17 protein-coding genes are annotated in these 24,347 nt (G+C 72.8%); 9 read left to right on the top strand and 8 right to left on the bottom strand.

What is annotated here, in order from left to right; genetic code table 11:
- Positions 1-151 precede the first annotated feature (151 nt).
- Together ACIQ5Y_RS28130 and ACIQ5Y_RS28135 are read left to right on the top strand one after the other, a co-directional pair.
- Complete coding sequence (locus ACIQ5Y_RS28130) at positions 152-1,147, top strand: SMI1/KNR4 family protein (RefSeq protein ID WP_403886262.1); 996 nt, start codon at positions 152-154, stop codon at positions 1,145-1,147.
- A gap of 7 nt (positions 1,148-1,154) precedes the next feature.
- Positions 1,155-3,989, top strand: coding sequence for an SUKH-4 family immunity protein (locus ACIQ5Y_RS28135; RefSeq protein ID WP_403886265.1), 2,835 nt, complete (start codon positions 1,155-1,157; stop codon positions 3,987-3,989).
- A 34-nt stretch (positions 3,990-4,023) separates the two neighbouring features.
- Here the strand turns inward: ACIQ5Y_RS28135 and ACIQ5Y_RS28140 are convergent, their stop codons facing one another.
- Positions 4,024-4,566, bottom strand: a complete 543-nt coding sequence (locus ACIQ5Y_RS28140) for an RNA-guided endonuclease InsQ/TnpB family protein (protein WP_403886373.1) — start codon at positions 4,564-4,566, stop codon at positions 4,024-4,026.
- Between the two features lie 239 nt (positions 4,567-4,805).
- Between ACIQ5Y_RS28140 and ACIQ5Y_RS28145 the strand changes: the two genes are divergently transcribed.
- Positions 4,806-5,705, top strand: coding sequence for a cellulose-binding protein (locus ACIQ5Y_RS28145; RefSeq protein WP_403886268.1), 900 nt, complete (start codon positions 4,806-4,808; stop codon positions 5,703-5,705).
- A gap of 611 nt (positions 5,706-6,316) precedes the next feature.
- On the opposite strand, the gene ACIQ5Y_RS28150 is transcribed toward ACIQ5Y_RS28145, so the two are convergent.
- Positions 6,317-7,189, bottom strand: coding sequence for an alpha/beta fold hydrolase (locus tag ACIQ5Y_RS28150; protein ID WP_403886271.1), 873 nt, complete (start codon positions 7,187-7,189; stop codon positions 6,317-6,319).
- Between the two features lie 81 nt (positions 7,190-7,270).
- Between ACIQ5Y_RS28150 and ACIQ5Y_RS28155 the strand changes: the two genes are divergently transcribed.
- Positions 7,271-7,828: a CGNR zinc finger domain-containing protein gene (locus ACIQ5Y_RS28155; RefSeq protein WP_403886275.1), complete on the top strand. Its 558-nt coding sequence runs from the start codon at positions 7,271-7,273 to the stop codon at positions 7,826-7,828.
- Here the strand turns inward: ACIQ5Y_RS28155 and ACIQ5Y_RS28160 are convergent.
- Both ACIQ5Y_RS28160 and ACIQ5Y_RS28165 read right to left on the bottom strand, forming a co-directional pair.
- A complete protein-coding gene (locus tag ACIQ5Y_RS28160; RefSeq protein ID WP_403886279.1) occupies positions 7,825-8,640 on the bottom strand; it encodes a hypothetical protein in 816 nt (271 codons plus the stop codon). The genes ACIQ5Y_RS28155 and ACIQ5Y_RS28160 overlap by 4 nt on opposite strands.
- 63 nt (positions 8,641-8,703) lie before the next feature.
- Positions 8,704-10,248: an MFS transporter gene (locus ACIQ5Y_RS28165; protein ID WP_403886282.1), complete on the bottom strand. Its 1,545-nt coding sequence runs from the start codon at positions 10,246-10,248 to the stop codon at positions 8,704-8,706.
- A 327-nt stretch (positions 10,249-10,575) separates the two neighbouring features.
- Here ACIQ5Y_RS28165 and ACIQ5Y_RS28170 point away from each other — a divergent pair, with 327 nt between their 5' ends.
- A complete protein-coding gene (locus ACIQ5Y_RS28170) occupies positions 10,576-11,352 on the top strand; it encodes an ABC transporter ATP-binding protein (protein ID WP_403886376.1) in 777 nt (258 codons plus the stop codon).
- A gap of 53 nt (positions 11,353-11,405) precedes the next feature.
- Positions 11,406-13,943 (top strand): ABC transporter permease, encoded by a 2,538-nt coding sequence (locus tag ACIQ5Y_RS28175; RefSeq protein WP_403886379.1) that lies wholly within the window; start codon positions 11,406-11,408, stop codon positions 13,941-13,943.
- 72 nt (positions 13,944-14,015) lie between these two features.
- Here the strand turns inward: ACIQ5Y_RS28175 and ACIQ5Y_RS28180 are convergent, their stop codons facing one another.
- Together ACIQ5Y_RS28180 and ACIQ5Y_RS28185 are read right to left on the bottom strand one after the other, a co-directional pair.
- The gene (locus tag ACIQ5Y_RS28180; RefSeq protein ID WP_403886285.1) at positions 14,016-15,425 is read right to left on the bottom strand and encodes a DUF2079 domain-containing protein; all 1,410 of its coding nucleotides are present in this window, start codon (positions 15,423-15,425) and stop codon (positions 14,016-14,018) included.
- 101 nt (positions 15,426-15,526) lie between these two features.
- Positions 15,527-15,805 carry a type II toxin-antitoxin system Phd/YefM family antitoxin gene (locus ACIQ5Y_RS28185; protein ID WP_403886287.1) on the bottom strand — a complete coding sequence of 93 codons (279 nt, stop codon included), beginning with the start codon at positions 15,803-15,805 and terminating at the stop codon, positions 15,527-15,529.
- Positions 15,806-16,083: 278 nt separating this feature from the next.
- Between ACIQ5Y_RS28185 and mfd the strand changes: the two genes are divergently transcribed.
- On the top strand, positions 16,084-19,614 hold the full coding sequence (gene mfd, locus ACIQ5Y_RS28190; RefSeq protein ID WP_403886290.1) for a transcription-repair coupling factor: 3,531 nt from the start codon (positions 16,084-16,086) through the stop codon (positions 19,612-19,614).
- Between the two features lie 132 nt (positions 19,615-19,746).
- On the opposite strand, the gene ACIQ5Y_RS28195 is transcribed toward mfd, so the two are convergent.
- Together ACIQ5Y_RS28195 and ACIQ5Y_RS28200 are read right to left on the bottom strand one after the other, a co-directional pair.
- Positions 19,747-20,478: a hypothetical protein gene (locus tag ACIQ5Y_RS28195; RefSeq protein WP_403886293.1), complete on the bottom strand. Its 732-nt coding sequence runs from the start codon at positions 20,476-20,478 to the stop codon at positions 19,747-19,749.
- Between the two features lie 174 nt (positions 20,479-20,652).
- Positions 20,653-21,336: a hypothetical protein gene (locus ACIQ5Y_RS28200; protein WP_403886296.1), complete on the bottom strand. Its 684-nt coding sequence runs from the start codon at positions 21,334-21,336 to the stop codon at positions 20,653-20,655.
- A 162-nt stretch (positions 21,337-21,498) separates the two neighbouring features.
- Between ACIQ5Y_RS28200 and ACIQ5Y_RS28205 the strand changes: the two genes are divergently transcribed.
- Together ACIQ5Y_RS28205 and ACIQ5Y_RS28210 are read left to right on the top strand one after the other, a co-directional pair.
- Positions 21,499-23,586: an N-6 DNA methylase gene (locus ACIQ5Y_RS28205; RefSeq protein WP_403886298.1), complete on the top strand. Its 2,088-nt coding sequence runs from the start codon at positions 21,499-21,501 to the stop codon at positions 23,584-23,586.
- A gap of 122 nt (positions 23,587-23,708) precedes the next feature.
- Positions 23,709-24,344: a hypothetical protein gene (locus ACIQ5Y_RS28210; RefSeq protein ID WP_403886301.1), complete on the top strand. Its 636-nt coding sequence runs from the start codon at positions 23,709-23,711 to the stop codon at positions 24,342-24,344.
- Positions 24,345-24,347 lie beyond the last annotated feature (3 nt).

Below are 24,347 nucleotides of genomic sequence, written 5' to 3' on the forward strand. Positions count from 1 at the left end.
GTCATCTGTCATACGGAAGCGGGGTCGAATATTCGTATCAATTCGGATGTTCCTGGCCTGCGGGTGGGTGCGCCGGTCGGGGGCGAGTGACGCTCTTGCCCCAGCGCATAGGCTGTGGTGAACCAGCCAGATCCAGCAGGGGGCTACCGCCATGACGACAGGTCGGCTCGGGCAGCATGCCGCGCCACCCAACGCCGCGTACTCGGGGCAGGTCGTGCATTTCCCGGACCCGGTCCGGGCTGCTCGGCATCCCCACGGAGTGCGGATGGGCGGCGCGGGGCATCCGGATTTCTCCGCGTACGCGCGGGCGGCGGTGGAGATCGCCGAACCGCCGGAGGGCTTCGGCGTGGACGAGCTGCGTCTGACGGACTACGTGTCCGCGAACGCCGCGATGAAGGCGGCGGGTCACGAGTTGTGGGACACGGTCGGCCCGGTGGCGACCCCGCACGGTTGGACCTGGCACCACGTGGCGGGTTCGCGGCGCATGGAGCTGGTACCGGTCGAGGTGAAGGCGTTGCTGCGGCATCACGCCGGTCTGGCGACGGCTCCGGTGGACCACGAGAAGCGTGGGACGCGGCCGTTGCAGGAGGTGCGTCCGGTGCACATGGGGCTGCCGAAGTCGGTGGTCTCGGTCTCGGAGTCGCAGGTGCAGGGGGTCGAGGAGGACCTCGGCTACCGGCTGCCGGAGGCGTACCGGTCGTTCCTGAAGGCGGCGGGCGGTTGCGCTCCGGTGGGTGCGGGTCTGGACGTGGACCTCGGGCTGTTGGTGGACCAGCCGTTCTTCACGGTGCGTGAGGAGGCGGCGGTCAACGACCTCGTCTACGTCAACAAGTGCCTGCGCGACCACCTGACGAAGGACTACCTGTGCGTGGCCTTCGCGCAGGGCGGGTTGCTCGCGCTGAAGGTCAGGGGCGAGGCGGTCGGTTCGGTGTGGTTCTCCCCGTACGACGATGCGCGCGACCGGGACGGGTGGTCCGTCCAGGAGCGTGTGGAGCGGCTGTTGCTGCCGTGCGGCGCTGATTTCGATGCCTTCCTGGAGCGCTTGGCGGGCAATCCGCCGGAACTGGAAACGGTGGCCGGTCTGATGGTGGACGGCGGATTCGCACGCTCGGTTCCCGTGGTGGGTCCGGCGCGGGTGGAGGGGTGAGCGCGCGATGGTGACGTTTGCGCAGGCGCAGGAGCGCGCCGAGGAGTGGATCAACGGGGACGTGCCCGGTTATCAGCATCGTGAGGTGCGGGTACGGGAGTTCGGGCTCGGGTTCGTGGTGTGGGCGGAGGACCGCGCGGCCGGTCCGGTGTCCGGTGGTGGGCGGCAGCGGCTGGTCATCGCGCGGGACAGCGGTGAGGTGACGCTGTGGCCGGGGTTGCCTGTGGGTGAGGTGATTCGCCGGTACGAGGAGGAGTACGGGGCGGCTGCGGCCGCGTCGGCTTCGGAGGCTTCGGTTCCGCCGCCGCGGATCGATTCGGAGCAGACCTCGTTCATCCTGAGTCCGCCGGAGTGGCTGCAGGAGGCGGCGGACCGGGCGGGGATTCCGCCGGCGGTTACGCCTGCCGGGGCGTCTGCGTCTGCGTCTGCGGCTGGGCGTGGCGGTTCGGATGCGGGTGCGCCTGCGGCCGGGCCTTCGGGTGTGGCTGCGGCCGGGCCAGACGGTGCGGGCGTTGGTGCGGCCGGGCCGGACGGTGCGGGCGCGGCTGCGGCTCCGGGGGCTGGGGTGCCTGTGGGTGCCGGTGTGGGCGCGTCTGTTGCGGCCGAGGGTTCCGCGGAGCCCGTCGATGCCGTGCCGGTTCGGGGTGCGGAGCCCGTGGACGCGGTGCCGCTGCGGCGCGGGGGTGAGATCCCGTACGAGCCGACCGCCAACGACGGGGTGCAGGTCGGGGCCACTCCGTGGGCCGGGACCGATGTGAACTCCGGTACGGACGACGCCTCCGTGCCGCTGCCCGCGACCGTGTTCGCGCCGCCGTTGTCCGGATCGGACCTGGACGACGCGCCGTCCTCCGGGGTGGCCCCGGAGGCGAAGACCACGTTGATCCCGGGCGGGAGCAGGTTGCCGAAGACCCGGATCGTGCCGGCGCTCGGGTCGGAGGCGGCGGACATCGCCGACGCGCCCACGAGCAGGGCCCGGATCTCCCGGCCGGGCGACTCGGGCGGGGGCGCCGCCGGCGTTGCCGGTCCGGGCGCGGGTGTGCCGGGGCCGCCGACGCCTCCGGGGCCGCCCGGGGTGCCGGGTGGTTCCGGAGTGGGGGGTGCGCCGGTGCCGCCGTCCGGGGAGCCGGGTGCACCGTTGTCGGAGGGAGCGCAGGGAGTGCAGGGGGTACAGGGGATGTCGGGTGCGCCGGGAGTGCCGGGTACGCCGGGAGCGCCGGGGGCTCCGCAGCCGCCCGGTCCGCCGGGGGTGCCCGGTGCTGGGTCGCTCGGTGGTGGGTTCGACCATGCGGCGACGATGCTGGCGGGTCCGGCGATCACGGGTCAGCCGCCGGCGCCTCCCGGTCCTCCGGGGGCTCCGCGTGGCGGGGTGCCGCAGCCGCCCGGTCCGCCGGGGGTTCCCGGTGGCGGTTCGCTCGGTGGTGGGCTGGATCATGCGGCGACGATGCTGGCGGGTCCGGCGATCACGGGTCAGCCGCCGGCGCCTCCCGGTCCTCCCGGGGCTCCCGGTGGTGCTCCGCAGCCGCCCGGTCCGCCGGGGGTTCCCGGTGGTGGGTCGCTCGGTGGTGGGTTCGACCATGCGGCGACGATGCTGGCGGGTCCGGCCGTGACGGGTCAGCCGCCGGCGCCTCCCGGTCCTCCGGGGGCTCCGCGTGGCGGGGTGCCGCAGCCGCCCGGTCCGCCGGGGGTGCCCGGTGGCGGGTCGCTCGGTGGTGGGCTGGACCATGCGGCGACGATGTTGGCGGGTCCGGCGATCACGGGTCAGCCGCCGGCGCCTCCCGGCCCGCCTCCGGGCGGACCCGTGGCGGGGCATCCGGCGCCCCAGGCTCCGCCGGCGCACCAGCCGCCGCCGCAGGCTCCCTCCGGCCTGCCCACGGTCGGGCCCGGCTACCAGGCCGTGCTCCGCTACCGCGCGCCCGACGGTTCCGAGCAGCAGCTCATCCGCCGCTCGGCGCCCGGTACCCCGCACCCGGAGTGGCAGATCCTGCACGAGCTGCGCGCCATGAACGTGCCGCCGCAGCAGGTGCTGGAGCTCCACACGGAGCTGGAGTCCTGTGAGCTGCCCGGCGGTTACTGCGCTCGGATGATCCGGGAGACGTGGCCGCAGGTGCGGATCACCAGCGTGGCTCCGTACGGCAAGGACCACGCGGGACGTCAGCAGGGCATGCGGCATCTGCTCACCCATCAGGGCGAACTCCACCAGGTGGCTGACGGCCCGGCGCGCCCCGCGCCGGTACGGGCGCCGCTGCCGCAGGTTCCGTTGCAGCCGGCGATCCCGCTGGACGCGATCGCGGCGGAGCTGGCGGGGGCGTTCGGTCCGCAGGGCGTGTTCCGCTTCGACCAGCGGGCGGTGTCCCGTCAGGGTGTGCCGGAGATCGTGGCGCAGACGCTGGTGTGGTCGGGTCTGCCGGTCGATTTCGGGCCCTTCTTCTGGGCGCAGGCGGTGCCGGGCCAGCCGGTGCCGACGCTGGCCGAGCTGGCGGCGCAGCGGCAGGTGCAGCCGGCTTCGGACGCGGGTTCGTACCTGGTGGTCGGCAGCGACTTCGGCAAGGCGCTGTGTGTGCAGTACGGGACCGCGCACATCGTGGCGGTGCCGGTGGAGGGTGGTCCGGGTGGTGCGCCGGTGCCGCCGCAGTTCGTGAATTCGAGCCTGCCGCAGTTCGTGCGGTCGCTGGCGATGCTGGGTCACATGTGGCGGCTGCGGCAGCATCTGACGCCGGAGCAGGCGGGGCGCTGGACGGTCGACTTCCAGGCGAACCTGGCGGGGCTCGACAGTGCGGCGCTGGCTTCGCCGGAGAGCTGGTGGTCGGTGTTGCTGGAGCAGATGTGGGACGGACTGCTTTGACGATCCTCCCAGCGCAGAAGCGCTGGGATTCCCATCAGCTCGCGTGAGCGGGCTTCGGGGCTTCACGCATCCGCCTCCGGCTGGCAGCCGGGACTCGCACCGTTTTGGTGCTGCGCGTGCTGTTGATGTCCGAGCCGCCCGTCCGGCGGGCTCGGGCCTCGATCTCGACCGAGGCGTTGTGGTCGGCGTCGTCCTCATGTCCGCATAGCGTGCAGGCGAACAGTCGGCCGCATCCCTTGCGGGATTCGGGATCGACCTGGGCGCAGGCGGCGCAGGTCTGAGAGGTGTGGAACGGCGGGACGGCGATGAGTACGGACCCGTACATGAGGGTCTTGTGCTCCAGCTGTCGCCGCCGTTCTCCCGGGATGTTGTCGAGGATCGACCGGTTGAGTCCGGCCTTCTGCCGCACGTTCTTCCCGGGGGCCTCGGTTGTGCCTTTCGCGGATTTGCTCATGTTCTTCATACGCAGGTCCTCGATACCGATCAGGCCGTGGCTTTTGGCGAGGTCGGTGGTGAGCTTGTGCGTGAAGTCCCGCCGCCGGTTGGCTCGACGGGTGGTGATGCGGCCGAAGAAGATCCCGCGCCGCGTGGGCGCGGACTTCGAGTGTGACCGGGTGAGCCTGTCACTCGTCCGGCATCACCTCGAGCGCCTGGCCGGCCTGCCCTGGCCCAGCGATCGGAGCACTTCGGAATCGCTTCAGACCGATGGTGAACGACCGGGGGGCCTTGAACGACGGTTTCGGCCCGGCCATTCGGGCTTCCGGGAGCAAATGGCGCATCCTTGACGGGAATCCCCGCGAGAGAGGCGCTGTCAGGATGAGTGCACCCATTGCGATCGTGCGCGGCCGTGGCTATCGGGTGGAGGCGGTGGACCGGTACCTCGCCCGGCTGTCGGGCAGCCGGGACGAGGCTTGGGAGCGGGTGGCGCGGCTGACCGTCCTGGCCAAGCGGATGGAGGCGGAGGCGGAGCGGCTGCGGGAGGCGGTGGCGGCGCTGGCGCCGCAGCCGCAGGCGTACGACGAGCTGAGCGAGCGCGCCCGCCGGATCCTGCTGCTGGCCCAGGAGGAGGCGCAGACGCTGAGGGCGGACGCGCGGGCGGACGCGTCGGCGACGGCGGGCGCGGCCGAGGCGCATGCGGACCGGGTGGCGGAGCTGGCGCGGCAGGACGCGGTGGCGGTGCGGGAGCAGACGGAGGTACGGGCCCGTCAGGGGCTGTCGCGGGCCCAGCGGGAGGCGGACGACGTGCGGGGGGCCGCGCGGGAGGACGCGGCGGGGTGGCGGTCGGAGGCGGCCGCGGGGTTGGACGCGGTGCGGCGTCGCTCGGAGGCGTTGCTGGCGGAGCGCGAGCAGGAGCAGGTGGACCGTTGGGACGCGGCGGAGCGGGAGCTGGCGGCGCGGGAGGCGGAGCTGGTGGTGCGGGCCGCGGAGGCGGAGCGCCAGGCGGAGGCCCGCCTGGCGGGGGCGCGGCGGGGGTTCGCGGAGGCGCAGGAGGCGGCGCGGCACGGCCAGGAGGACGCGGATGCGCTGGCGGGGGAGGCGCTGGCGGGGGCGCGGGTGGAGGAGGAGCGGGTGGGGCGCGAGACGGAGCGGGTCCTGCGGGAGCACGCGGAGGCGGAGGAGGAGATGCGGGCGCACATGAACCACGTGCGGGCGAGCCTGGCGGCGCTGACGGGGCGGGCCCCTGCCGGGCCGCCTGCGGGGGGCGCGGCAGGGTGAGGTGGCGCCCCTGGCGGGGCCGCGGGTGTGCGGGTTCGGCTGCGCCGCCGGTTCACCCGTGGGCGGGACCGGCCGGTTGGGGCGGTGCCACTGCCGGGGCTCCGCCCCGGACCCCGCGCCTCAAACGCCGGCGGGGCTGGGTGGTGTCCCCCGGGCGGGACCTGGCTGTCGGGGCGGTGCCCCGCCGGAGTGTCTCCTCGTCCTCGCGCACGTTGCCGTGGCTTCGACAAGGGAGCCCGGTTGCGCGCTCGTCCTGCGGGGACACTCCGGCGTGTCCCCACCCCGGCCACGCCCTTCCAGGGCGGGGGCGATGGCTGTCCGGCGACGCTCACCCCGACCGCGCACTGCCGGCCCGCCGGGGCGGGGTCGTGGCCTGAGCGTGGGGAGCGGGGTCACTGCGGTGCGTCCCCACAGGAGGAGCGCGCAGCCACGCTTCACGGCGAGCGGTGCCTTCGTGCGCGACGACGAGGAGACGTCCCGGAGGGACGCCGCGGACCGGGCTCCACGGTCTAAGCCCCGCCCATGGGCACCACACCCCAGCCCCTCCGGCGTTTGAGGAGCGGGGTCCGGGGCAGCGGCCCGGCAACGGGGGCCGCGCCGACGGGGCGGGGTTAGGGGAGGGTGGTCAGGAAGGCCGCGATCAGCGGCGCGATCACGTTCAGGTGGGTCTCCAGGGCGAAGTGTCCCGCGCCGTCGAAGACGTGCACGGCGGCGTCCGGCGCGTCCCGGAGGTACGCCTTCGCGCCCGCCGGGGTGAAGAAGGGGTCGCCCGCGCCCCACACGACCAGGACCGGTACTGCGGAGTTCCGCAGCCAGGCCTGCCATTCCGGGTAGTGGGTCAGGTTCGACGCGTAGTCGAACGCCAGGTCGGCCTGTGCGTCGGCGCGTCCCGGCAGGCCGAGGTAGTGCGCGTCGAGGGTCCAGTTGTCGGGGGAGATCAGGGAGGTGTCGGCGACGCCGGCCTCGTACTGGAAGCGGGTGCCTTCGAGGGTGAAAAGGCCTCGGACCTGCTCCTCGTTGCCGGGGACGTCCCGCCGCAGGGACGTGAACTCGCGGGCCATGTCGGAGAGGCCCTCCTCGTACGCGTTGCCGTTCTGCACGATCAGGCCGGTGACGCGGTCCGGTCGGCGGGTGGCGAGGCGCAGGCCGACGGGGGCGCCGAAGTCGAAGACGTAGAGGGCGTAGCGGTCCAGGCCGAGGGCGTCGGTGAAGTTCTCGAGGGTGTCGGCGAGTCGGTCGAAGGTGTAGGTGAAGCCGTCGGGGGCCTCGGTGCGGCCGAAGCCGGGGTAGTCGGGGGCGATCAGGCGCCAGGGGGTGTCGCCGAGGGCGTCCATCAGGCGGGTGAACTGGTGGGAGGCGGTGGGGAAGCCGTGCAGGAGCAGCAGGACGGGGCCGTCGGCGGGGCCGCTCTCGCGGTAGGCGACCCGGACTCCGTCGACGTCGACGGTGCGGTGCTGGACTGCGACTGCGGCCGAGCTGCTCATCACATGCCTCCTGGGGTGTTGGTTCCATTAGTCTTGTCGATGATCCTTAATGGGTCAAGGGGGGTTGGTAGCATTAGTGATGTGACTGCTGACTTTCCGCTCATCGGTGAGCCCCTCGCCCTTGACCTCCTCAACACCCGTACGGCCCTCGGCGATCTGATCGCCGACCCGGCCGGTCTCGCGGCGTGGCTGGCCGAGCAGGCGGGGCGCCTCGCCCCGGTCGGGGAGGTGGGCGCGGCCGAGGTGGCGGCCGTGTGCGGGGTGCGGGAGGCCTCGCGTGCGGTGATCGGGGCGGTGCGGTGCGGGGAGCGGCCGCCGGCGGACGCGCTGGGCGTGCTGAACGGGGCCCTGGCCGGGGCGCCGGCCCACCGCGAGCTGGCCTGGGAGGCGGGCGCCGGCCTGGCCGCGACCCCGCGCAGGACGGCCGCCCCCGCCCGGCGGCTGGCGGCGGAGCTGGCCGACGCGGTGGCGGACCTGCTGACGGATCCCCGGGTGGGTTCGGTGCGCGCGTGCGAGGGGGAGGGGTGCGTGCTGCTCTTCCTGCCCGCGCACCCGCGCCGCCGCTGGTGCGTGGCGTCGGTCTGCGGCAACCGGGCCCGGGTGGCCCGCTATTACGCCCGCCACAAGGGCGAGGCTTAGGCCTCCAGGCGGTACGGGTCGCTGCGCAGGCCGCGGTCGGTGGTCACCACCACCGTGAGCGGGGGGCGCGTTCCCTCGGGGAGGGTGGCCGTCAGGGTGCCCGTCGCGGGGTCGGAGGTGGCCGGGGTGGCGCTGTCGTTCACCGTGACCGCGGGGTCGTCGGTGAAGCCGCCGCCCTCGATGGTGAGGGTCGGGCCGGTGAGGGTGGCGCCGGTGATGACCGGGTTCGCGCGGACCGCCATCTTGTTGATCAGGTAGGCGCCGGCGGGGGCGCCCGTCAGGGCCCAGATCTCCGAGGGGAGGTGGGGGAGCCCGCCGTCGACGTCCGCGAGGAAGAACAGGACCACGTACGCCATCGTGACCGCGCTGAGGGCGACGTACTGGAGGTCGACGAGGTCCACGCGGCCGCTGTCGTTCGCGACGAGCTCGCGCAGCGGCCTGCGGCCGGAAGCGGTCGGCTTCGGGGCGGGTTTGGCCATGGTGCCGTTCTCCAGCCGCATGCCGACGACCGTCTTCGCGCCGATCAGGGCCGCGTACGGGCCGCCGAGCAGCGGCAGGTAGACGGTCGTGAGGGTGGAGAGCGGGCCGTCGGGCCCCTGGAAGTACGACACGCCGCCGCCGGCGGTGAGGCCGTGGGCGAGGATCGCGAGCAGCAGCCAGACGAGGATGACCGTCCAGGCCAGGGCCAGGACGGTCGAGGTGGAGAGGCGGCCGTCGCGGCCGGTGACGAAACCGGGGTGGTGGCGCAGGCGCAGGCCGACGGGCACGGTCAGTGCGGCGAGTAACGCCAGTGCGAAGAGTGCGGATGCCATGTCGTCCCCCCGGATGCGGTCCTGGCCACAGGGTGTCCGAATGGCCGGGGTCATGACAAGTGGCTACTGCTCCTGGTCGGGCAGGACGGGGAACCGGCGCGGGGCCACCAGCAGCAGGATCAGCAGGGCCGCGACGGCGGCCGCCGTCGCGCCGAGGAAGATGTGCTCCACCGCGGCGGCCACGGCCTCGCGCAGGTAGTCGGCGGCGGCCCCCGGCAGGAGGCCCGGCCGCTCCAGCGCCTTCGCGACGTCGTCGAGGTGGCCGGGCAGTCCCGCCACGGGGGCGTGTGCGAGCCGGGCGGCGAGGGTGGCGTTGGCGACGGCCGCCAGCAGGGCCGCGCCGACGCTCTGGCCGACCTGGCGGCAGAACAGCACGGAGGCGGTCGTGGTGCCGCGCTCGGCCCAGCCGACGGTGGACTGGACCCCGACGATCAGCGGGAGCTGGAAGAGGCCGAGGGCCCCGCCGAGGAGCAGCATGATCAGTGCGGGCTGCCAGGGCCGGGCGGGGTAGGGGAGCAGGGTGAAGGAGAAGAGGATGGCCGCGGCCAGGGCGATGCCGAGGGCGGCGGTGTTGCGGAAGCCGATGCGCCGGTAGACGTGCTGGCTGAGGGCGGCGCTGATGGGCCAGCTCAGGGTCATCACGGACATGACCAGGCCCGCGCCGACGGGCCCGAGACCGAGCACGGACTGGGCGTACGTCGGCATGAACACCATCGGGGCGACCATCAGGAGGCCGAGCGCGCCCATGGCCAGGTTGACGGCGGCGATGGTGCGCCGGCGCCAGACCCAGCCGGGAAGGATCGGTTCTTCGGCCCGGCGTTCCACCCGGACGACCACGGCGGCCAGGAGCGCGCCGGCGGCGAAGAGGCCGAGCGAGGGCGCGGACAGCCAGGGCCAGGCGACCCCGCCCTGGACGAGAGCGAAGAGCAGCACCCCGCCGCAGGCGAAGACGCCGAGGGCGCCGGCCCAGTCGACCGGGCCCCGGCGGCCGGGGGAACGTACGGGTTCGACGAGGTGGCGGGAGATCATCCACAGGGCGAGGGCGGCCAGCGGCAGGTTGACCAGGAAGATCCAGCGCCAGTGCGCGTACGAGGCCAGCAGCCCGCCGATCGCGGGGCCGGCCACGGCCGAGGTGGCCCAGACGGTGGACATGCGGGCCTGGATCCTGGGCCGTTCGGCGAGCGGGTAGAGGTCGGCGGCGAGGGTCTGGATGGTGCCCTGGAGGGCGCCGCCGCCCAGGCCCTGGACGATCCGGAAGGCGATGAGGGCGGCCATGTTCCAGGCGGCCGCGGAGAGCAGGGAGCCGACGAGGAAGAGGCCTATGCCGAAGAGGAGCACGGGCTTGCGGCCGAGGGTGTCGGAGAGCTTCCCGTAGACGGGCAGGGTGACGGTGACGGCGAGCAGGTAGCCGGAGAAGAGCCAGGAGAAGACGGAGAAGCCGCCGAGGTCGCCGACGATCTGCGGGACGGCGGTGGCCACGACGGTGCCTTCGAGGGCGACCAGCGCCATCCCGAGCATGAGCGAGGCGACGACCGCCCGGGGCGGCCGTCCGGCGGGCGCCGTCCCCGTGGTCTCGGCTGTGCCGGCCGCGCTTTCCCTTGCGCCCACAAGATCCCTTCCCCGTACACGTATATGCGGGGAACACCATCTCACCGCTGCGGTGTCCCCGGGTATCCCCCAGGACGCATCGTCCGAAGGGTGGACAACCCCTAAGGGGACCTCCGTATTACGGCCCAGGGGCCGTTCGTCCCGGCGGAGGAGGCAACGGGCCGGGGCGGCTCCTTAACTGGAACATACGGGCCGGGGTCGGGGGGTGGGGTTAACCCCCGGGCGGATACGGCGATGGGCACCAGCGCGCCGCACCCCCCTCCCGCCAGAGACTTCACAACGGCGGCAACCGCATTCCGAAGAAGGAGAAAGACCGTGACAACGGCTATGACCGAAACCAGGCACGGGGGTACTGGAGGGCATGAAGCCGTCGCGGCCCGGGCACGCAAGGTCGTCAAGGCCTACGGCTCCGGGGAGACGCGCGTGGTCGCCCTCGACGACGTGGACGTGGACATCATGCGCGGCCAGTTCACGGCGATCATGGGCCCCTCCGGCTCCGGCAAGTCCACCCTGATGCACTGCCTCGCCGGTCTCGACACGGTGACCAGCGGCCGGATCTTCCTGGACGACACCGAGGTCACCGGGCTGAAGGACAAGAAGCTCACGCAGCTGCGCCGCGACCGGATCGGCTTCATCTTCCAGGCCTTCAACCTGCTGCCCACGCTCAACGCCCTGGAGAACATCACGCTCCCCATGGACATCGCGGGCCGCAAGCCGGACGCGCAGTGGCTCAACCGGGTCGTGGAGACCGTCGGCCTCGCCGGCCGCCTCAAGCACCGCCCGACCGAGCTCTCCGGCGGCCAGCAGCAGCGCGTGGCCGTGGCCCGCGCCCTCGCGGCCCGCCCGCAGATCATCTTCGGTGACGAGCCCACCGGAAACCTGGACTCCCGGGCGGGCGCCGAGGTCCTCGGCTTCCTGCGCCGCTCGGTCGACGAACTCGGCCAGACCATCGTCATGGTCACCCACGACCCGGTCGCCGCCTCCTACGCGGACCGCGTCATCTTCCTCGCCGACGGCCGGATCGTCGACGAGATGTACGGGCCGACGGCCGACCAGGTCCTCGACCGCATGAAGGACTTCGACGCGCGCGGGCGGACCTCGTGAGCAACACCGTCCTGAAGACCTCGCGGCGCAACTTCGTCGCGCACAAGGGGCGGATGGCGCTCTCGGCCATCGCCGTCCTGCTCTCCGTCGCCTTCGTCTGCGGCACCCTGGTGTTCACCGACACCATGAACGCCACCTTCGACAAGCTCTTCGCGACCACCGGGGCGGACGTCACGGTCTCCGCGAAGCCCGCCGGAGCCGGGGACGACGACGTCGAGAACCCGCGCAACGCCCGGCCGGCGGTCATCCCCGGCGACGCCGTCCAGAAGGTCGCGGCCGTCCAGGGTGTCCAGTCCGCCCAGGGCAGCGTCGTCTCCCTGTCCGTGACGGTCGTGGCTGCCGGGAACAAGAACGTCGGCCCCACCTCCGGCGCCCCGACGATCGCCGCGAGCTGGAACGACAACGAGCTCAAGTCGATGAAGGTCAGCTCCGGCCACGAGCCGCGCGGCCCCACCGAGGTGATGGTCGACGCCGACACGGCGAAGAAGCACAAGCTGAAGATCGGGGACGAGCTGCGCACCATCGCCGTCACCGGTGACTTCCGCGCCACGATCTCCGGCATCGCCACCTTCAAGGTGACCAACCCGGGCGCCACCGTCGTCTACTTCGACACCGCCACCGCGCAGCGCGAACTGCTCGGCGCCCCCGGCACGTTCACCAACATCAACGTCACGGCCAAGGACGGCGTCAGCGACGAGCAGCTCAAGACGAGCATCGCCGCCGCCGTCGGCGCCGACACCTACAAGCTCCAGACCGCCAAGGAATCCGCGGACCAGGGCCGCAAGGACGTCGGTTCGTTCCTCGACGTCATGAAGTACGCGATGCTCGGGTTCGCCCTCATCGCCTTCCTCGTCGGCATCTTCCTGATCTTCAACACCTTCGCGATGCTGGTCACCCAGCGCACCCGCGAGATCGGCCTGATGCGCGCCATCGGCGCCGACAGCGGCCAGGTCCTCAAGTCCGTGGTCCTGGAGGCCTTCCTCCTCGGTCTCGTCGGCTCGGTCGCGGGCGTCGGCGTGGGCGTGGGCCTGGCCGTCGGACTGATGAAGCTCATGGGCCAGATGGGCATGAACCTGTCCACGGACGACCTCACCGTCGCCTGGACCACCCCGGTCGTCGGCATCGTCCTCGGTGTCGTCGTCACCGTCGTCGCCGCCTTCATCCCGGCCCGCCGGGCCGGCAAGGTCTCCCCGATGGCCGCCCTGCGCGAGTCGGGCACCCCGGGCGACAAGAAGGCGGGCGTGGTCCGCGCCGTCCTCGGCCTGGTCCTCACCGCGGCGGGAGGTGCGGGGCTCTACCTGGCCTCGGCCGCCGACAAGGCCGGCCCCGGATCGCTCTGGCTGGGCCTGGGCGTCGTCTTCACCCTCATCGGCTTCATCGTGATCGGCCCGCTGCTCGCCGCGGGCGTGGTGCGGGTGCTCTCCGGCATCGTCCTGCGGCCCTTCGGGTCCGTCGGCCGGCTCGCCGAGCGCAACGCGCTGCGCAACCCGCGCCGCACCGGCGCCACCGCCGCCGCCCTGATGATCGGCCTCGCGCTGGTCGCCTGCCTGTCGGTGGTCGGCTCCTCGATGGTGGCCTCCGCCACCGAAGAGCTCGACAAGTCGGTCGGCGCGGACTTCATCGTGAACTCCCAGACCGGGCAGCCGGTCATGCCGCAGGCCGAGCAGGTGATGCGCGCCGTCAAGGGCCTCGACCACGTCACCGCCTACCGGGAGGTCGACGCCAAGGTCACCGCGCCCGACGGCATCACCGAGGAAGTGGGGCTCGCCGCAACCGATCCCACGTACGCCAAGGACATCCGCCGCAAGATGGTCGCCGGCGAGCACGCGGCGGCGTACGGGGCGAACTCGATGTCGGTGGGCTCGGAGTACGCCGACAAGCACGGCGTCAAGCTCGGCGACGAGCTGACGGTCGCCTTTACCGGCGGCAACACCGTCAAGCTGAAGGTCGCGGCGATCACCAGCGACGAGGGCAACCTCGACAAGACGGTGAAGTACATCAGCACCGCCGTCGCCGAGGCGAACGTCCCGGCGGACCGGCTGCCGCGCCCCTTCATGCTGCTGGCCAGCGCGAAGGACGGGCAGGACGAGGCCGCCGCGTACACGGCGGTCAAGACGGGGCTGGCGGAGTACCCGCAGTACGCGGTCCGCAACCAGGCCGACTACAAGCAGTCCCTCAAGGACCAGGTAGGCCAGCTCCTGAACATCGTCTACGGGCTCCTCGCTCTCGCCATCATCGTCGCGGTCCTGGGCGTGGTGAACACCCTCGCCCTGTCGGTGGTCGAGCGGACCCGCGAGATCGGCCTGATGCGCGCCATCGGCCTCTCCCGCCGTCAGCTGCGCCGCATGATCCGCCTGGAGTCGGTGGTCATCGCCCTCTTCGGCGCCCTGCTCGGCCTCGGGCTGGGCATGGGCTGGGGAGCCACCGCGCACCAGCTGCTCGCGCTCCAGGGCCTGAAGGTGCTGGAGATCCCGTGGCCGACGGTCCTCGGGGTGTTCGCGGGCTCGGCCCTGGTGGGCCTGTTCGCCGCGCTGGTCCCGGCCTTCCGGGCGGGGCGGATGAACGTCCTGAACGCGATCGCGAGCGAGTAGCACCGCCCCGGTCGTACGGGGGAGGCGCCGGTCCGGGACCCACGGGGGAGGTTCCGGGCCGGCGCCGTGCGTTCAGTGGACGCGCCGCATGAGGACGACGCCCTCGGCCTCGCCCACGAGGGCGTACCGTTCGCCGGGGTGGAGCTGGGTGGCGTACCCGGTCGGGTCCTGGCCCGCCCACTTGGAGCCGTTGTCGATGGTGATCCAGTCGGGGACCACGCCCTTGCTCCCGCCGATCCACAGCACCCGGCAGCGGGAGGTCAGCCGGGTCAGCGGCCCGGTGTCGGCCTCCACGGTCGCCCCGTCGGGGATCGTGTCGAGGAGGTGCTCGATCGCCGTCACGCGCGCGGGCTTCTCGTACGTCTTCGCCTCGACGAGTTTGGCGGTCGGCATCGAGGTGGCGGCCAGCGCGAGGGAGGCGGCGAGCACGGCGGTGGGCATGTTCAGGGCGTACGAGCGCAGCCACGGCCGCTCGCCGCGCCGCAGGGTGTCGACGGCGTCGACGAGCGCGAGGGCGACGACGGGCATCAGGACGGCGCTGTAGTGCCAGTCCGTGGACCAGTAGTGGTCGTCCCCGGACAGGAACCGCCAGCCGAGGGTGGGGGCGGCGACCAGCAGCAGCGGGGAGCGCAGCGCGAGCAGCCCGGAGGTGGGCAGCAGGACCCAGGTCAGGGTGGTGAGCTTGGTGCCGAGGCCGTCGAGGGGACCCGCGCCGTGGATCTTGTCCCAGTAGCCGTAGCCCGCGGTGGCGAAGGCCGGTATGAAGACGGTGAAGACGAGGACGGCGAAGACGGCGGCCGCGGCGGCGACGGCGAGCGCGGTCCAGGCGGTCCGCCGGTCGGTGGTCCGGGCCCGCCAGGCCACGACGACGGCCAGGGCGGCGAGGGTGAAGCCGAGGTCCTCCTTGACGAGGACCAGCGGCAGCCCCCACAGCAGAGCGGCCCACCAGCGCCCGGCGAGCAGCGCCTCCAGGGCGAAGGCGATCAGCGGCACGGCGAAGGCGATCTCGTGGAAGTCGAACTCCACGGCGCGCTGGATCCCCCAGAACAGCCCGTACGCCACCCCGACGGCGATCCCGCGCGGCCGCCCGAGCAGCCGGCCCGCGGCGCGGGTGACGGGCACGGCGGACACCGCGAACAGGGCGGCCTGTACGACCAGCAGGGTGACGGGGCCGGGGAAGACCCGGTACACGGGTGCCACAGCCGCGATGATCGGGCTGAAGTGGTCCCCGAGGATGTTGGCCCCGGGCCCCTTGAGATCGGCGACTGGCGCCTGGAGGTGGGCGTAGGCGCGGATGGCCTGCTCGAAGATCCCCAGGTCCCAGGAGGCCCACTCCATCCGCCGGAACCGTCCGATGGAGAGGACGAGGTAGACGAGGAACAGTCCGCCGGCCACCACGTACGGCCCCGGCCACCAGGCCCGGCCCGGCTTCCCGGTGGCCCGTGTCACCGGCGCCGGGAGTGCTATCGCGTCACTCGTCACGGAGTCGTGCCCCTCGGCCGGTCGGCGTCTCTCCGGCGATGGTGACGCGGCGAGCTCAGACGGTCAGTACATCGACATCGTAGAGCGGGATGAACGTGCCGCTACCCGGTGTCCTCGGCGTCCCCGGAGTCGGGGAGGAATCCGAAGGCCCCGGGGAAGCCGGGGTCTACGGACATGTCGTCGAAGTCCTCGTCGAGGACCACGGGCTCGCGGGCGGTGCCGCGCGCGGTCCGCGGGCCCCCTCCCGTTGGGGGGACCACCTTCGCGACCGGTTCACCGGCCCTGCTGATGATCACTTCTTCCCCCCTCGCGACCGCGTCGAGGATCTCGGGGAAATGCGCTTCCGCCTCGTGGACGTCGTACTGCCGGGCCGCGTCCATGAGGCTCTCCAGGGCTGGGGGCAGGGGTCGGGCGCTGGACCCAGCGTAAGCAGGCCCGGCCGGCGGCGTCGGGTTCCGTCACCCCCACGGGGGACCGGAATCCCTCGCTCGACGCACCCGGGTACGAGAGCGCGACGCACCCGGGTACGAGAGGGGCGGCGCGCAGCGCCTCCGTGAGGGGCGGTGGTCGGGAGACGGGCGGGCGTAGGGTGGGAAACCCCGGCCCGCGAGCGTGTCGGGTCCTTCGCGTTGCCCCCTCACCGGATGGAAGCCGTTTCATGAGCCTGCACGGACTGCTCGACGCCGTCACCCGGGATCCCGCGCTCGCCGAGGCGGTCACCGCGGCCGGGGACGGCAACCGTATGCACGTCGACGTCGTCGGGCCCGGTGCCGCGCGGCCGTTCGTGATCGCCGCGCTGGCCCGGCGGACCGAGCGGACCGTCCTCGCGGTCACCGCCACCGGGCGCGAGGCCGAGGACCTGGCCGCGGCGCTGCGGTCCCTGCTGCCGCCCGACGAAGTGGTGGACTTCCCGTCCTGGGAGACGCTGCCGCACGAGCGGCTGAGCCCGCGCAGCGACACCGTCGGCCGGCGGATCGCCGTACTGCGCCGCCTCGCGCACCCGAGCAAGGACGACCCGGCCGCAGGGCCCGTCTCCGTGGTGGTCGCGCCGATCCGTTCCGTGCTCCAGCCGCAGGTCAAGGGGCTCGGGGACCTGGTGCCGGTGGGGCTGCGGCAGGGGCAGAGCGCCGACCTCGGCGAGGTGACCCAGGCGCTGGCCGCCGCCGCGTACGCGCGCGTCGAGCTCGTCGAGAAGCGCGGGGAGTTCGCCGTGCGCGGCGGCATCCTCGACGTGTTCCCGCCCACCGAGGAACACCCGCTGCGCATCGAGTTCTGGGGCGACGAGGTGGAGGAGATCCGCTACTTCAAGGTCGCCGACCAGCGCTCCCTGGAGATCGCCGAGCACGGGCTGTGGGCCCCGCCCTGCCGTGAGCTGCTGCTGACGGACGAGGTACGGGAGCGGGCCGCGGCCCTCGCCGAGGCCCACCCCGAGCTCGGGGAACTGCTGAACAAGATCGCCGAGGGGATCGCGGTCGAGGGCATGGAGTCCCTCGCCCCGGTCCTCGTCGACGACATGGAGCTGCTGATCGACGTGCTGCCGGCCGGGGCGATGGCCGTGGTGTGCGACCCCGAGCGGGTGCGGACCCGGGCGGCTGACCTGGTGGCGACGAGCCAGGAGTTCCTGATGGCCTCCTGGGCAGCGACCGCCGGCGGCGGCGAGGCCCCCATCGACGTGGGCGCGGCCTCGCTGCGCGGGATCGCCGACGTCCGGGACCACGCGCGCGAGCTGGGCATGATGTGGTGGTCGGTGTCCCCCTTCGCCGCGGACGAGACGACCGGCGGGGACACGTTGAAGCTCGGCATGCAGGCCCCGGAGGCCTACCGCGGCGACACCGCTCGCGCGCTGGCCGACACCAAGGGGTGGATCGCCGACGGCTGGCACACCGTCTACCTCACCGAGGGCCACGGCCCGGCCGCCCGTACCGTCGAGGTGCTCGGCGGCGAGGGCATCGCGGCCCGGCTGGAAGCGGACCTCGCCACCCTGGAGACGGGCATCGTCCACGTGGCGTGCGGCTCCCTCGACAACGGGTTCGTCGACCCGGGCCTGCGGATCGCGGTGCTGACCGAGACCGACCTGACCGGGCAGCGCACCGCGACCAAGGACCTCGGCCGGATGCCGACCCGGCGCCGCAAGTCGATCGACCCGCTGACCCTGGAGGTCGGCGACTACATCGTCCACGAGCAGCACGGCGTCGGCCGCTACGTCGAGATGGTGCAGCGCACCGTGCAGGGCGCCACCCGCGAGTACCTCCTCGTCGAGTACGCGCCCGCCAAGCGCGGCCAGCCCGGGGACCGGCTGTACATCCCCACCGACCAGCTGGAGCAGGTCACCAAGTACGTCGGCGGCGAGGCCCCGACCCTGCACCGGCTCGGCGGCGCCGACTGGACCAAGACCAAGGCGCGGGCGAAGAAGGCGGTCAAGGAGATCGCCGCCGACCTCATCAAGCTGTACAGCGCGCGCATGGCGGCCCCCGGCCACACCTTCGGCCCCGACACCCCCTGGCAGCGGGAGCTGGAGGACGCCTTCCCGTACGCGGAGACGCCCGACCAGCTCACCACCATCGCCGAGGTCAAGGAGGACATGGAGAAGTCGGTCCCCATGGACCGCCTGATCTGCGGCGACGTCGGCTACGGAAAGACCGAGATCGCGGTCCGTGCTGCCTTCAAGGCGGTGCAGGACGGCAAGCAGGTCGCCGTCCTCGTCCCCACCACGCTGCTGGTGCAGCAGCACTTCGGGACCTTCTCCGAGCGCTACAGCCAGTTCCCGGTCAATGTGAAGGCGCTGTCCCGTTTCCAGTCCGACACCGAGTCCAAGGCCACCATGGAGGGCCTGAAGGAGGGCTCGGTGGACGTGGTCATCGGTACGCACCGGCTCTTCTCGCAGGAGACCAAGTTCAAGGACCTGGGCCTGGTCATCGTCGACGAGGAGCAGCGGTTCGGCGTCGAGCACAAGGAGCAGCTGAAGAAGCTGCGCGCCAACGTGGACGTGCTGACGATGTCCGCGACTCCGATCCCGCGCACGCTGGAGATGGCGGTGACCGGTATCCGCGAGATGTCGACGATCACCACGCCGCCGGAGGAGCGCCACCCGGTCCTCACCTTCGTGGGCCCGTACGAGGAGAAGCAGATCGGCGCGGCCATCCGGCGCGAGCTGCTGCGCGAGGGCCAGTGCTTCTACATCCACAACCGGGTCGAGTCCATCGACCGGGCGGCCGCCAAGCTGCGGGAGATCGTGCCCGAGGCGCGGATCGCGACGGCGCACGGCCAGATGTCCGAACAGGCCCTGGAGCAGGTCGTGGTGGACTTCTGGGAGAAGAAGTTCGACGTCCTCGTCTCGACGACGATCGTCGAGTCGGGCATCGACATCTCCAACGCCAACACCCTCATCGTGGAGCGCGGCGACAACTTCGGCCTCTCCCAGCTGCACCAGCTGCGCGGCCGCGTGGGACGCGGGCGCGAGCGCGGGTACGCGTACTTCCTCTACCCGCCGGAGAAGCCGCTGACGGAGACCGCGCACGAGCGGCTCGCGACGATCGCCCAGCACACCGAGATGGGCGCCGGCATGTACGTGGCCATGAAGGACCTGGAGATCCGCGGCGCGGGCAACCTGCTCGGCGGCGAGCAGTCCGGGCACATCGCGGGCGTCGGCTTCGACCTGTACATCCGCATGGTCGGCGAGGCCGTGGCGGACTACCGGGCCGCCGTCGAAGGCGGGGTGGAGGAGGAGCCGCCGCTGGAGGTGAAGATCGAGCTGCCGGTCGACGCGCACGTCCCGCACGACTACGCGCCCGGCGAGCGGCTGCGCCTGCAGGCGTACCGGTCGATCGCCGCCGCGAGTTCCGAGGCGGACATCAAGGCGGTGCGCGAGGAACTCACCGACCGCTACGGCAAGCTGCCGGAGCCGGTGGAGAACCTGCTGCTGGTGGCCGGGCTGCGGATGCTGGCCCGGGCGTGCGGGGTCGGCGACATCACCCTCCAGGGCCCCAACATCCGTTTCGGGCCGGTGGAGTTGCGCGAATCGCAGGAGCTGCGGCTGAAGCGGATCTACCCCGGGTCGGTGCTGAAGCCCGCCACCTCGCAGGTGCTGGTCCCGCGTCCCAAGACCGGGAAGATCGGCGGGAAGCCGCTGGTCGGCCGGGAACTGCTGGCCTGGACGGGGGAGTTCCTCACCACCATCCTCGGCTCGTGACGGAGGTGTCGTGACGGCCGTGTCGTGACGGCCGTGTCGTGACGGCCGTGTCGTGACGCCGGTGTCGTAACGGCACGAGGAGGCCGGGCCCGTCGGGGCCCGGCCTCCTCATGTGTCCGTCGTGGGGCGCTCTCAGCCCATCTTGTCGGCGTCGATGACGTCCTTGCCGGTCGGGGCGTCGGCCTTCACCGGCTCGTTGAACCCGCTGAAGGAGATCTCGGACGGCTCCTTGCCGGTGTTGGTCGCCTTGAGCAGGTACGGCTCGCCCTTGGTGGCCACCAGCAGGGTCTCGGTGCCGTCGTTGGTCTTCGTGGTGAGGGTCAGGGCCTCCTGGCCGCGCTCCGTGGTCACCTTGCCCTTCTCGGCGCCCTCGCTCTTGTCGAACTCCTTGAGGAGCTCGTTCAGGTCGCACAGGGAGGACAGTTCCTTCGAGTCCTGGTCCGTGGCCTTCGACTTCAGCCAGTGCCCCGCCAGCATCTTGACCGCCGCGTCGGCCTGCTCCTTGGGCAGGTCCTTCATCTGGGCGCGGTAGAAGGGCTCGTCGGCCTTGATGAACACGGAGTCGGCGTTGCGTATCAGCTCGAACGAACCGTCCTGGCTGGAGATCGTGCCCTTGCAGTCGCCGCCCTTGCTGACGGCCATGTTCAGCTTCATCTCCTTGCCCGCGTCCCAGACGTTTCCGCTGACGGTGAGCGAGTTCGTGCCGCGCAGGGCGGTCACGGACTTGTTGGCCACCTGGGAGCCGGTCATGTCGGGGAACGGGCCGGACGCGGCCGGCTTGAGCAGGGAGCAGCCGGTGAGCGCGAGGCCGGCGGCGCAGGCGAGGGCGGCGGTGGTGGTGACGGGACGGCGAAGGGTGCGCATGGGGGGACTCTCTCGGGCAGGTGTAGACGAGTGGGGGGAAGGCTATGGGGGGAGGAGAATCAACCGGAACCCGGGGGTCCGGTCAACGGGTGGGGGAGTCGGCGAGGGAGGGGCCTAAGGGGGCCTGCCGGACTGGGCGGCGGGCCGGACGGGGCCCTGCCGGACGGGGGCGGGTCAGGACTTCTTCCAGTCCCCGCAGTCGTTGGTCTTGAAGTAGGCGTCGTCGGCGCCGATCGTCACGATCGCGGGGCCGGTGGGGTTCTCGTTGGCGATGATCGAGTCGAGGTCGTGGCTCGCGCTCTTCATGCGCTCCCAGTAGCAGCCGTCGCCCGCCTCGGTGGTCTTGTAGGTGCCCGGCGCGATGTCCGTGCCGACCTTGAGCATCCCGGCCTTGCCGGAGAACTCGGTCTTCGGGGAGCCGCCCGCGGCCTTGGGGTCGACGGCCTCCCAGGCCTTGCAGTCGTTCGTCTTGAAGATCTTGTCGGTGTCCGCGATGGTCACGTAGCTCGCGCCGGTCACGTTGTCGTTGGAGATGATCGAGTCGGCCTCGCCGGAGGAGTCCTTGGCCCGCTCCCAGTAACAGCCCGCGCTGCCGTTGCCCGTGGTGCGGTAGGTGCCCGGCTGGACGTCCTTGCCCACCTCGAAGGTGCCGCTTCCCTTGAAGGCGGTCTTCTTCTGCGCGGAGTCGCCACCCGCCGCCGGGGCCGAGGCGGAGGCCGCCGGCTTCTTCGCCGCGTCGTCCTTCCCGGCGGTGTCGGTGTCGGTGCAGGCGCCGAGCGTCATCAGCGCGAGGACCGCGCCGCCGCTCGTGAGGGCCTTGTGACGGGTGGTCCAGCTCTTGCGCGAGGTGTGGGACATGGGTGACTCCTGCCTCTCCGGCGTGTTCCGGCTACCGAGCGTTCTCTGTTCGACGAGGTGATCACATCAGATGCCTGTGAACCGAGTCAACAGGATTCACGGAAGAAGTTGAGTTCACGCTGTGAAGGAGTCTCTTGCGTGTGAACGGGTATGCTCCGCGGCATGTCCGAGGAGATCGGCGCCCCCCACGCCCCCCACGCACCCCAGGCCCCCGACACCCCCGCCACGACCGCACCCGCCCCTGCCGCGACCGCTCCCGCGGAAGTCACCGCGGCCGAGGTCGCGCGCCTGGCCGGAGTCGGCCGCGCCGCCGTCAGCAACTGGCGCCGCCGCCACGCCGACTTCCCCAAACCCGTGGGCGGCACCGAGACCAGCCCCTCCTTCGCCCTCCCCGAGGTCGAACAGTGGCTGCGCGCCCAGGGCAAGCTCGCCGAAGTCCCGCTGCGCGAACGCGTCTGGCAGCAGATCGCCGCCCACCCCGGCGGGGCGGTCGCCGCGCTCGTCAAGGCCGGCAGCGCGCTGCTCGTCGTACGGGAACGCCCCGCCGAGTGGCTGAAGCTGGCCGCCGGCCCCGACGAGCACATGGCCGGGCAATTGCGGCCCGTTCTCGACGAGGTGCTCCGCGCCCGCCTCGGGCCCGGCCACGCCCTCACCGAGGTGCCGCTGCCCCCCGCCACCGTGCCGCTGCTGCGGGCCGCCGCCGAACTCGCCGCCGAACTCGGCGCCCACGAGGCCTTCGAGTTCCTCCTCGGCCGCCACCTCGACGCCAACCCCCGCCAGTACACGCTCACCCCGGACGGCCTCGCCTCGCTCATGGCCGCCCTCATCGCACCCGCCGACCCGACCGGGCCGGCCCCCCGCACCGTGCTCGACCCCGCCTGCGGCACCGGCACCCTGCTGCGGGCGCTCCCGGGCGCGACCGCCCTGTACGCCCAGGACTCCTCGCCCGAACTCGCCGCCCTCGCCGCGCTGCGCCTGGCCCTGGGCGGGCCCGCCCCGGTCCGCGCGGCCGCCGCCGACAGCCTGCGCGCCGACGCCTTCGCGGGCGCGGCCGTGGACGCGGTCCTGTGCCACCCCCCGTTCAACGAACGCAACTGGGGCCACGAGGAACTCGCCTACGACCCCCGCTGGGAGTACGGCTTCCCGGCCCGCACCGAATCCGAACTCGCCTGGGTCCAGCACTGCCTGGCCCACCTGCGCGAGGGCGGCACCGCCGTCCTGCTCATGCCGCCCGCCGTCGCCGCCCGCCGCTCCGGCCGCCGCATCCGCGCCGACCTGCTGCGCCGCGGCGCACTGCGCGCCGTCGTGGCCCTCCCGGCCGGCGCGGCGCCCCCGTACGGCATCCCCCTGCACCTGTGGGTGCTGCGCAGGCCCGCCCCCTACGCGGCGCCCCCGGCAGGGCTGCTGCTCATCGACTCGGCGGCCGCCGCGGACGGCGCGGTGGAGGCCGCCTGGGCCGCCTACGACACCGCCGGGACGGTGGAGGAGGTGCCGGGCGCCACCCGCGTCGTGCCCGTCGTCGAACTGCTCGACGACGACGTGGACCTCACCCCCGCCCGCCACCTGCCGCCGCCCGCCGCGGGCGGCGGCCCCGCCGAGCTGACCGCCGTACGGGAGCGCCTCACCGAGACCCTCGGCCGGGCGGCCCGGCTCACCCCGCCGCCCGCCGCCCCGCCCGCCGGGGCCGCGGCCAGGCCGCCGCTGACCACCATCGGCGAACTGGCCCGCGCCGGAGCCCTGGAGCTCCACACCGGCACGGGCGCCGGGAGCGGTGGCGCCCCCGTCCTCACCGAACACGACGTCTACGCCGGAACGGGCCCCTCCGGCACCCTGGCGGCAGGCCCCGAAGCACCCCTGCTCACCGCCCCCGGCGACGTCCTCGTCCCCGTCGTGGGCGCCGCCTCCGTCGCCCGCGTCATCGACGCGGACACCGCGGGCGCCGTCCCCGGCCGGGGCCTGGTCCTGCTGCGCCCCGACCCGGCCGCCCTCGACCCGTGGTTCCTGGCCGGGTTCCTGCGCGGCACCGCCGGCACCCGCCGCGCCAGCAGCCACGCCTCCACCGCCACCCGGCTCGACGTGCGCCGGCTGCGGCTGCCCCGCCAGCCGCTGGCCGAACAGCGGCGCTACGGGACCCGGTTCCGCGCGCTCGCCGAGTTCGAGGACGCGCTGCGGCTGGCGGGACGCCTCGGCGAACAGCTCGTACAGGGCCTGTACGACGGCCTGTCGGACGGCACGGTCTCGCCGGAATAGCCGCTCGGCCCGGCCCGTGTGCTGCGAGCGTGCAACGGTTGCGCACACGCCCTCACCACTGGCCGGAAAGGCTTATACCCTCAGACCCGCAACCCTTTCCGTACGGCCCGTCAGGAGCAACGATGCACGGCCCCGGCTTCCCGCCGCCGCAGCCCGGTCAACAGTCCGGCAACGGGCTGCAGGTATCGCTGCGCGTGCTCTTCGTCGCGCTCACCGTGCTCAGCTGCGGGTTCCTGTCGTGGGCCGCCATGCTGAAGGTCGCCATCGTCACGCGGGCGCCCCGGAACTGGCTCCTCTTCGTCGGCACGGTCGTGATCAACGTCGTGTGCATCGCGTTCGTCGGCTCGGACGATTCGCCCGACGGCGAGACCGGGCCGAACACCAACATCGCGATGATCACCTCGCTGACCACCGCGATCGCCGTCATCGCCTACTTCCTCTACGAGGACATCCGGCACTACTCGGCAGCCCACACGGCCCCGGCCCCGGCCCAGGGCTGGTACGGGCAGCAGTCGCCCACCGTCACCTACCCCCAGCAGCCGGGCTACGGGTATCCGCCCCAGGCGCCCACGCCCGTCCCGGGCCAACTGCACGGACCCGGAGTGCCCCCGCAGGCGCCCGACGTGCCGCGCATCGGGCAGGTGCGCGCCGAACTCGACGAGCTCAGCGAGTTGCTGCGCCAGCAGCAGCCCCCGAACCAGCCCCCGAACCAGCCCCCGAACCAGGGCCCGACCTCCTTCCAGGACCCGCACCAGTGACCG

Source organism: Streptomyces sp. NPDC096339, assembly GCF_044762985.1.
GTDB lineage: Bacteria > Actinomycetota > Actinomycetes > Streptomycetales > Streptomycetaceae > Streptomyces.

Bases quoted from the DNA above. Each gene is read 5' to 3' on its own strand.
- mfd (WP_403886290.1), top strand. From the start codon at position 16,084: ATGAGCCTGCACGGACTGCTCGACGCCGTCACCCGGGATCCCGCGCTC.
- ACIQ5Y_RS28170 (WP_403886376.1), top strand. From the start codon at position 10,576: ATGACCGAAACCAGGCACGGGGGTACTGGAGGGCATGAAGCCGTCGCG.
- ACIQ5Y_RS28160 (WP_403886279.1), bottom strand. From the start codon at position 8,640: ATGGCATCCGCACTCTTCGCACTGGCGTTACTCGCCGCACTGACCGTG.
- ACIQ5Y_RS28205 (WP_403886298.1), top strand. From the start codon at position 21,499: ATGTCCGAGGAGATCGGCGCCCCCCACGCCCCCCACGCACCCCAGGCC.
- ACIQ5Y_RS28185 (WP_403886287.1), bottom strand. From the start codon at position 15,805: ATGGACGCGGCCCGGCAGTACGACGTCCACGAGGCGGAAGCGCATTTC.
- ACIQ5Y_RS28130 (WP_403886262.1), top strand. From the start codon at position 152: ATGACGACAGGTCGGCTCGGGCAGCATGCCGCGCCACCCAACGCCGCG.
- ACIQ5Y_RS28150 (WP_403886271.1), bottom strand. From the start codon at position 7,189: ATGAGCAGCTCGGCCGCAGTCGCAGTCCAGCACCGCACCGTCGACGTC.
- ACIQ5Y_RS28210 (WP_403886301.1), top strand. From the start codon at position 23,709: ATGCACGGCCCCGGCTTCCCGCCGCCGCAGCCCGGTCAACAGTCCGGC.
- ACIQ5Y_RS28135 (WP_403886265.1), top strand. From the start codon at position 1,155: ATGGTGACGTTTGCGCAGGCGCAGGAGCGCGCCGAGGAGTGGATCAAC.
- ACIQ5Y_RS28200 (WP_403886296.1), bottom strand. From the start codon at position 21,336: ATGTCCCACACCTCGCGCAAGAGCTGGACCACCCGTCACAAGGCCCTC.
- ACIQ5Y_RS28145 (WP_403886268.1), top strand. From the start codon at position 4,806: ATGAGTGCACCCATTGCGATCGTGCGCGGCCGTGGCTATCGGGTGGAG.
- ACIQ5Y_RS28175 (WP_403886379.1), top strand. From the start codon at position 11,406: ATGGCGCTCTCGGCCATCGCCGTCCTGCTCTCCGTCGCCTTCGTCTGC.
- ACIQ5Y_RS28195 (WP_403886293.1), bottom strand. From the start codon at position 20,478: ATGCGCACCCTTCGCCGTCCCGTCACCACCACCGCCGCCCTCGCCTGC.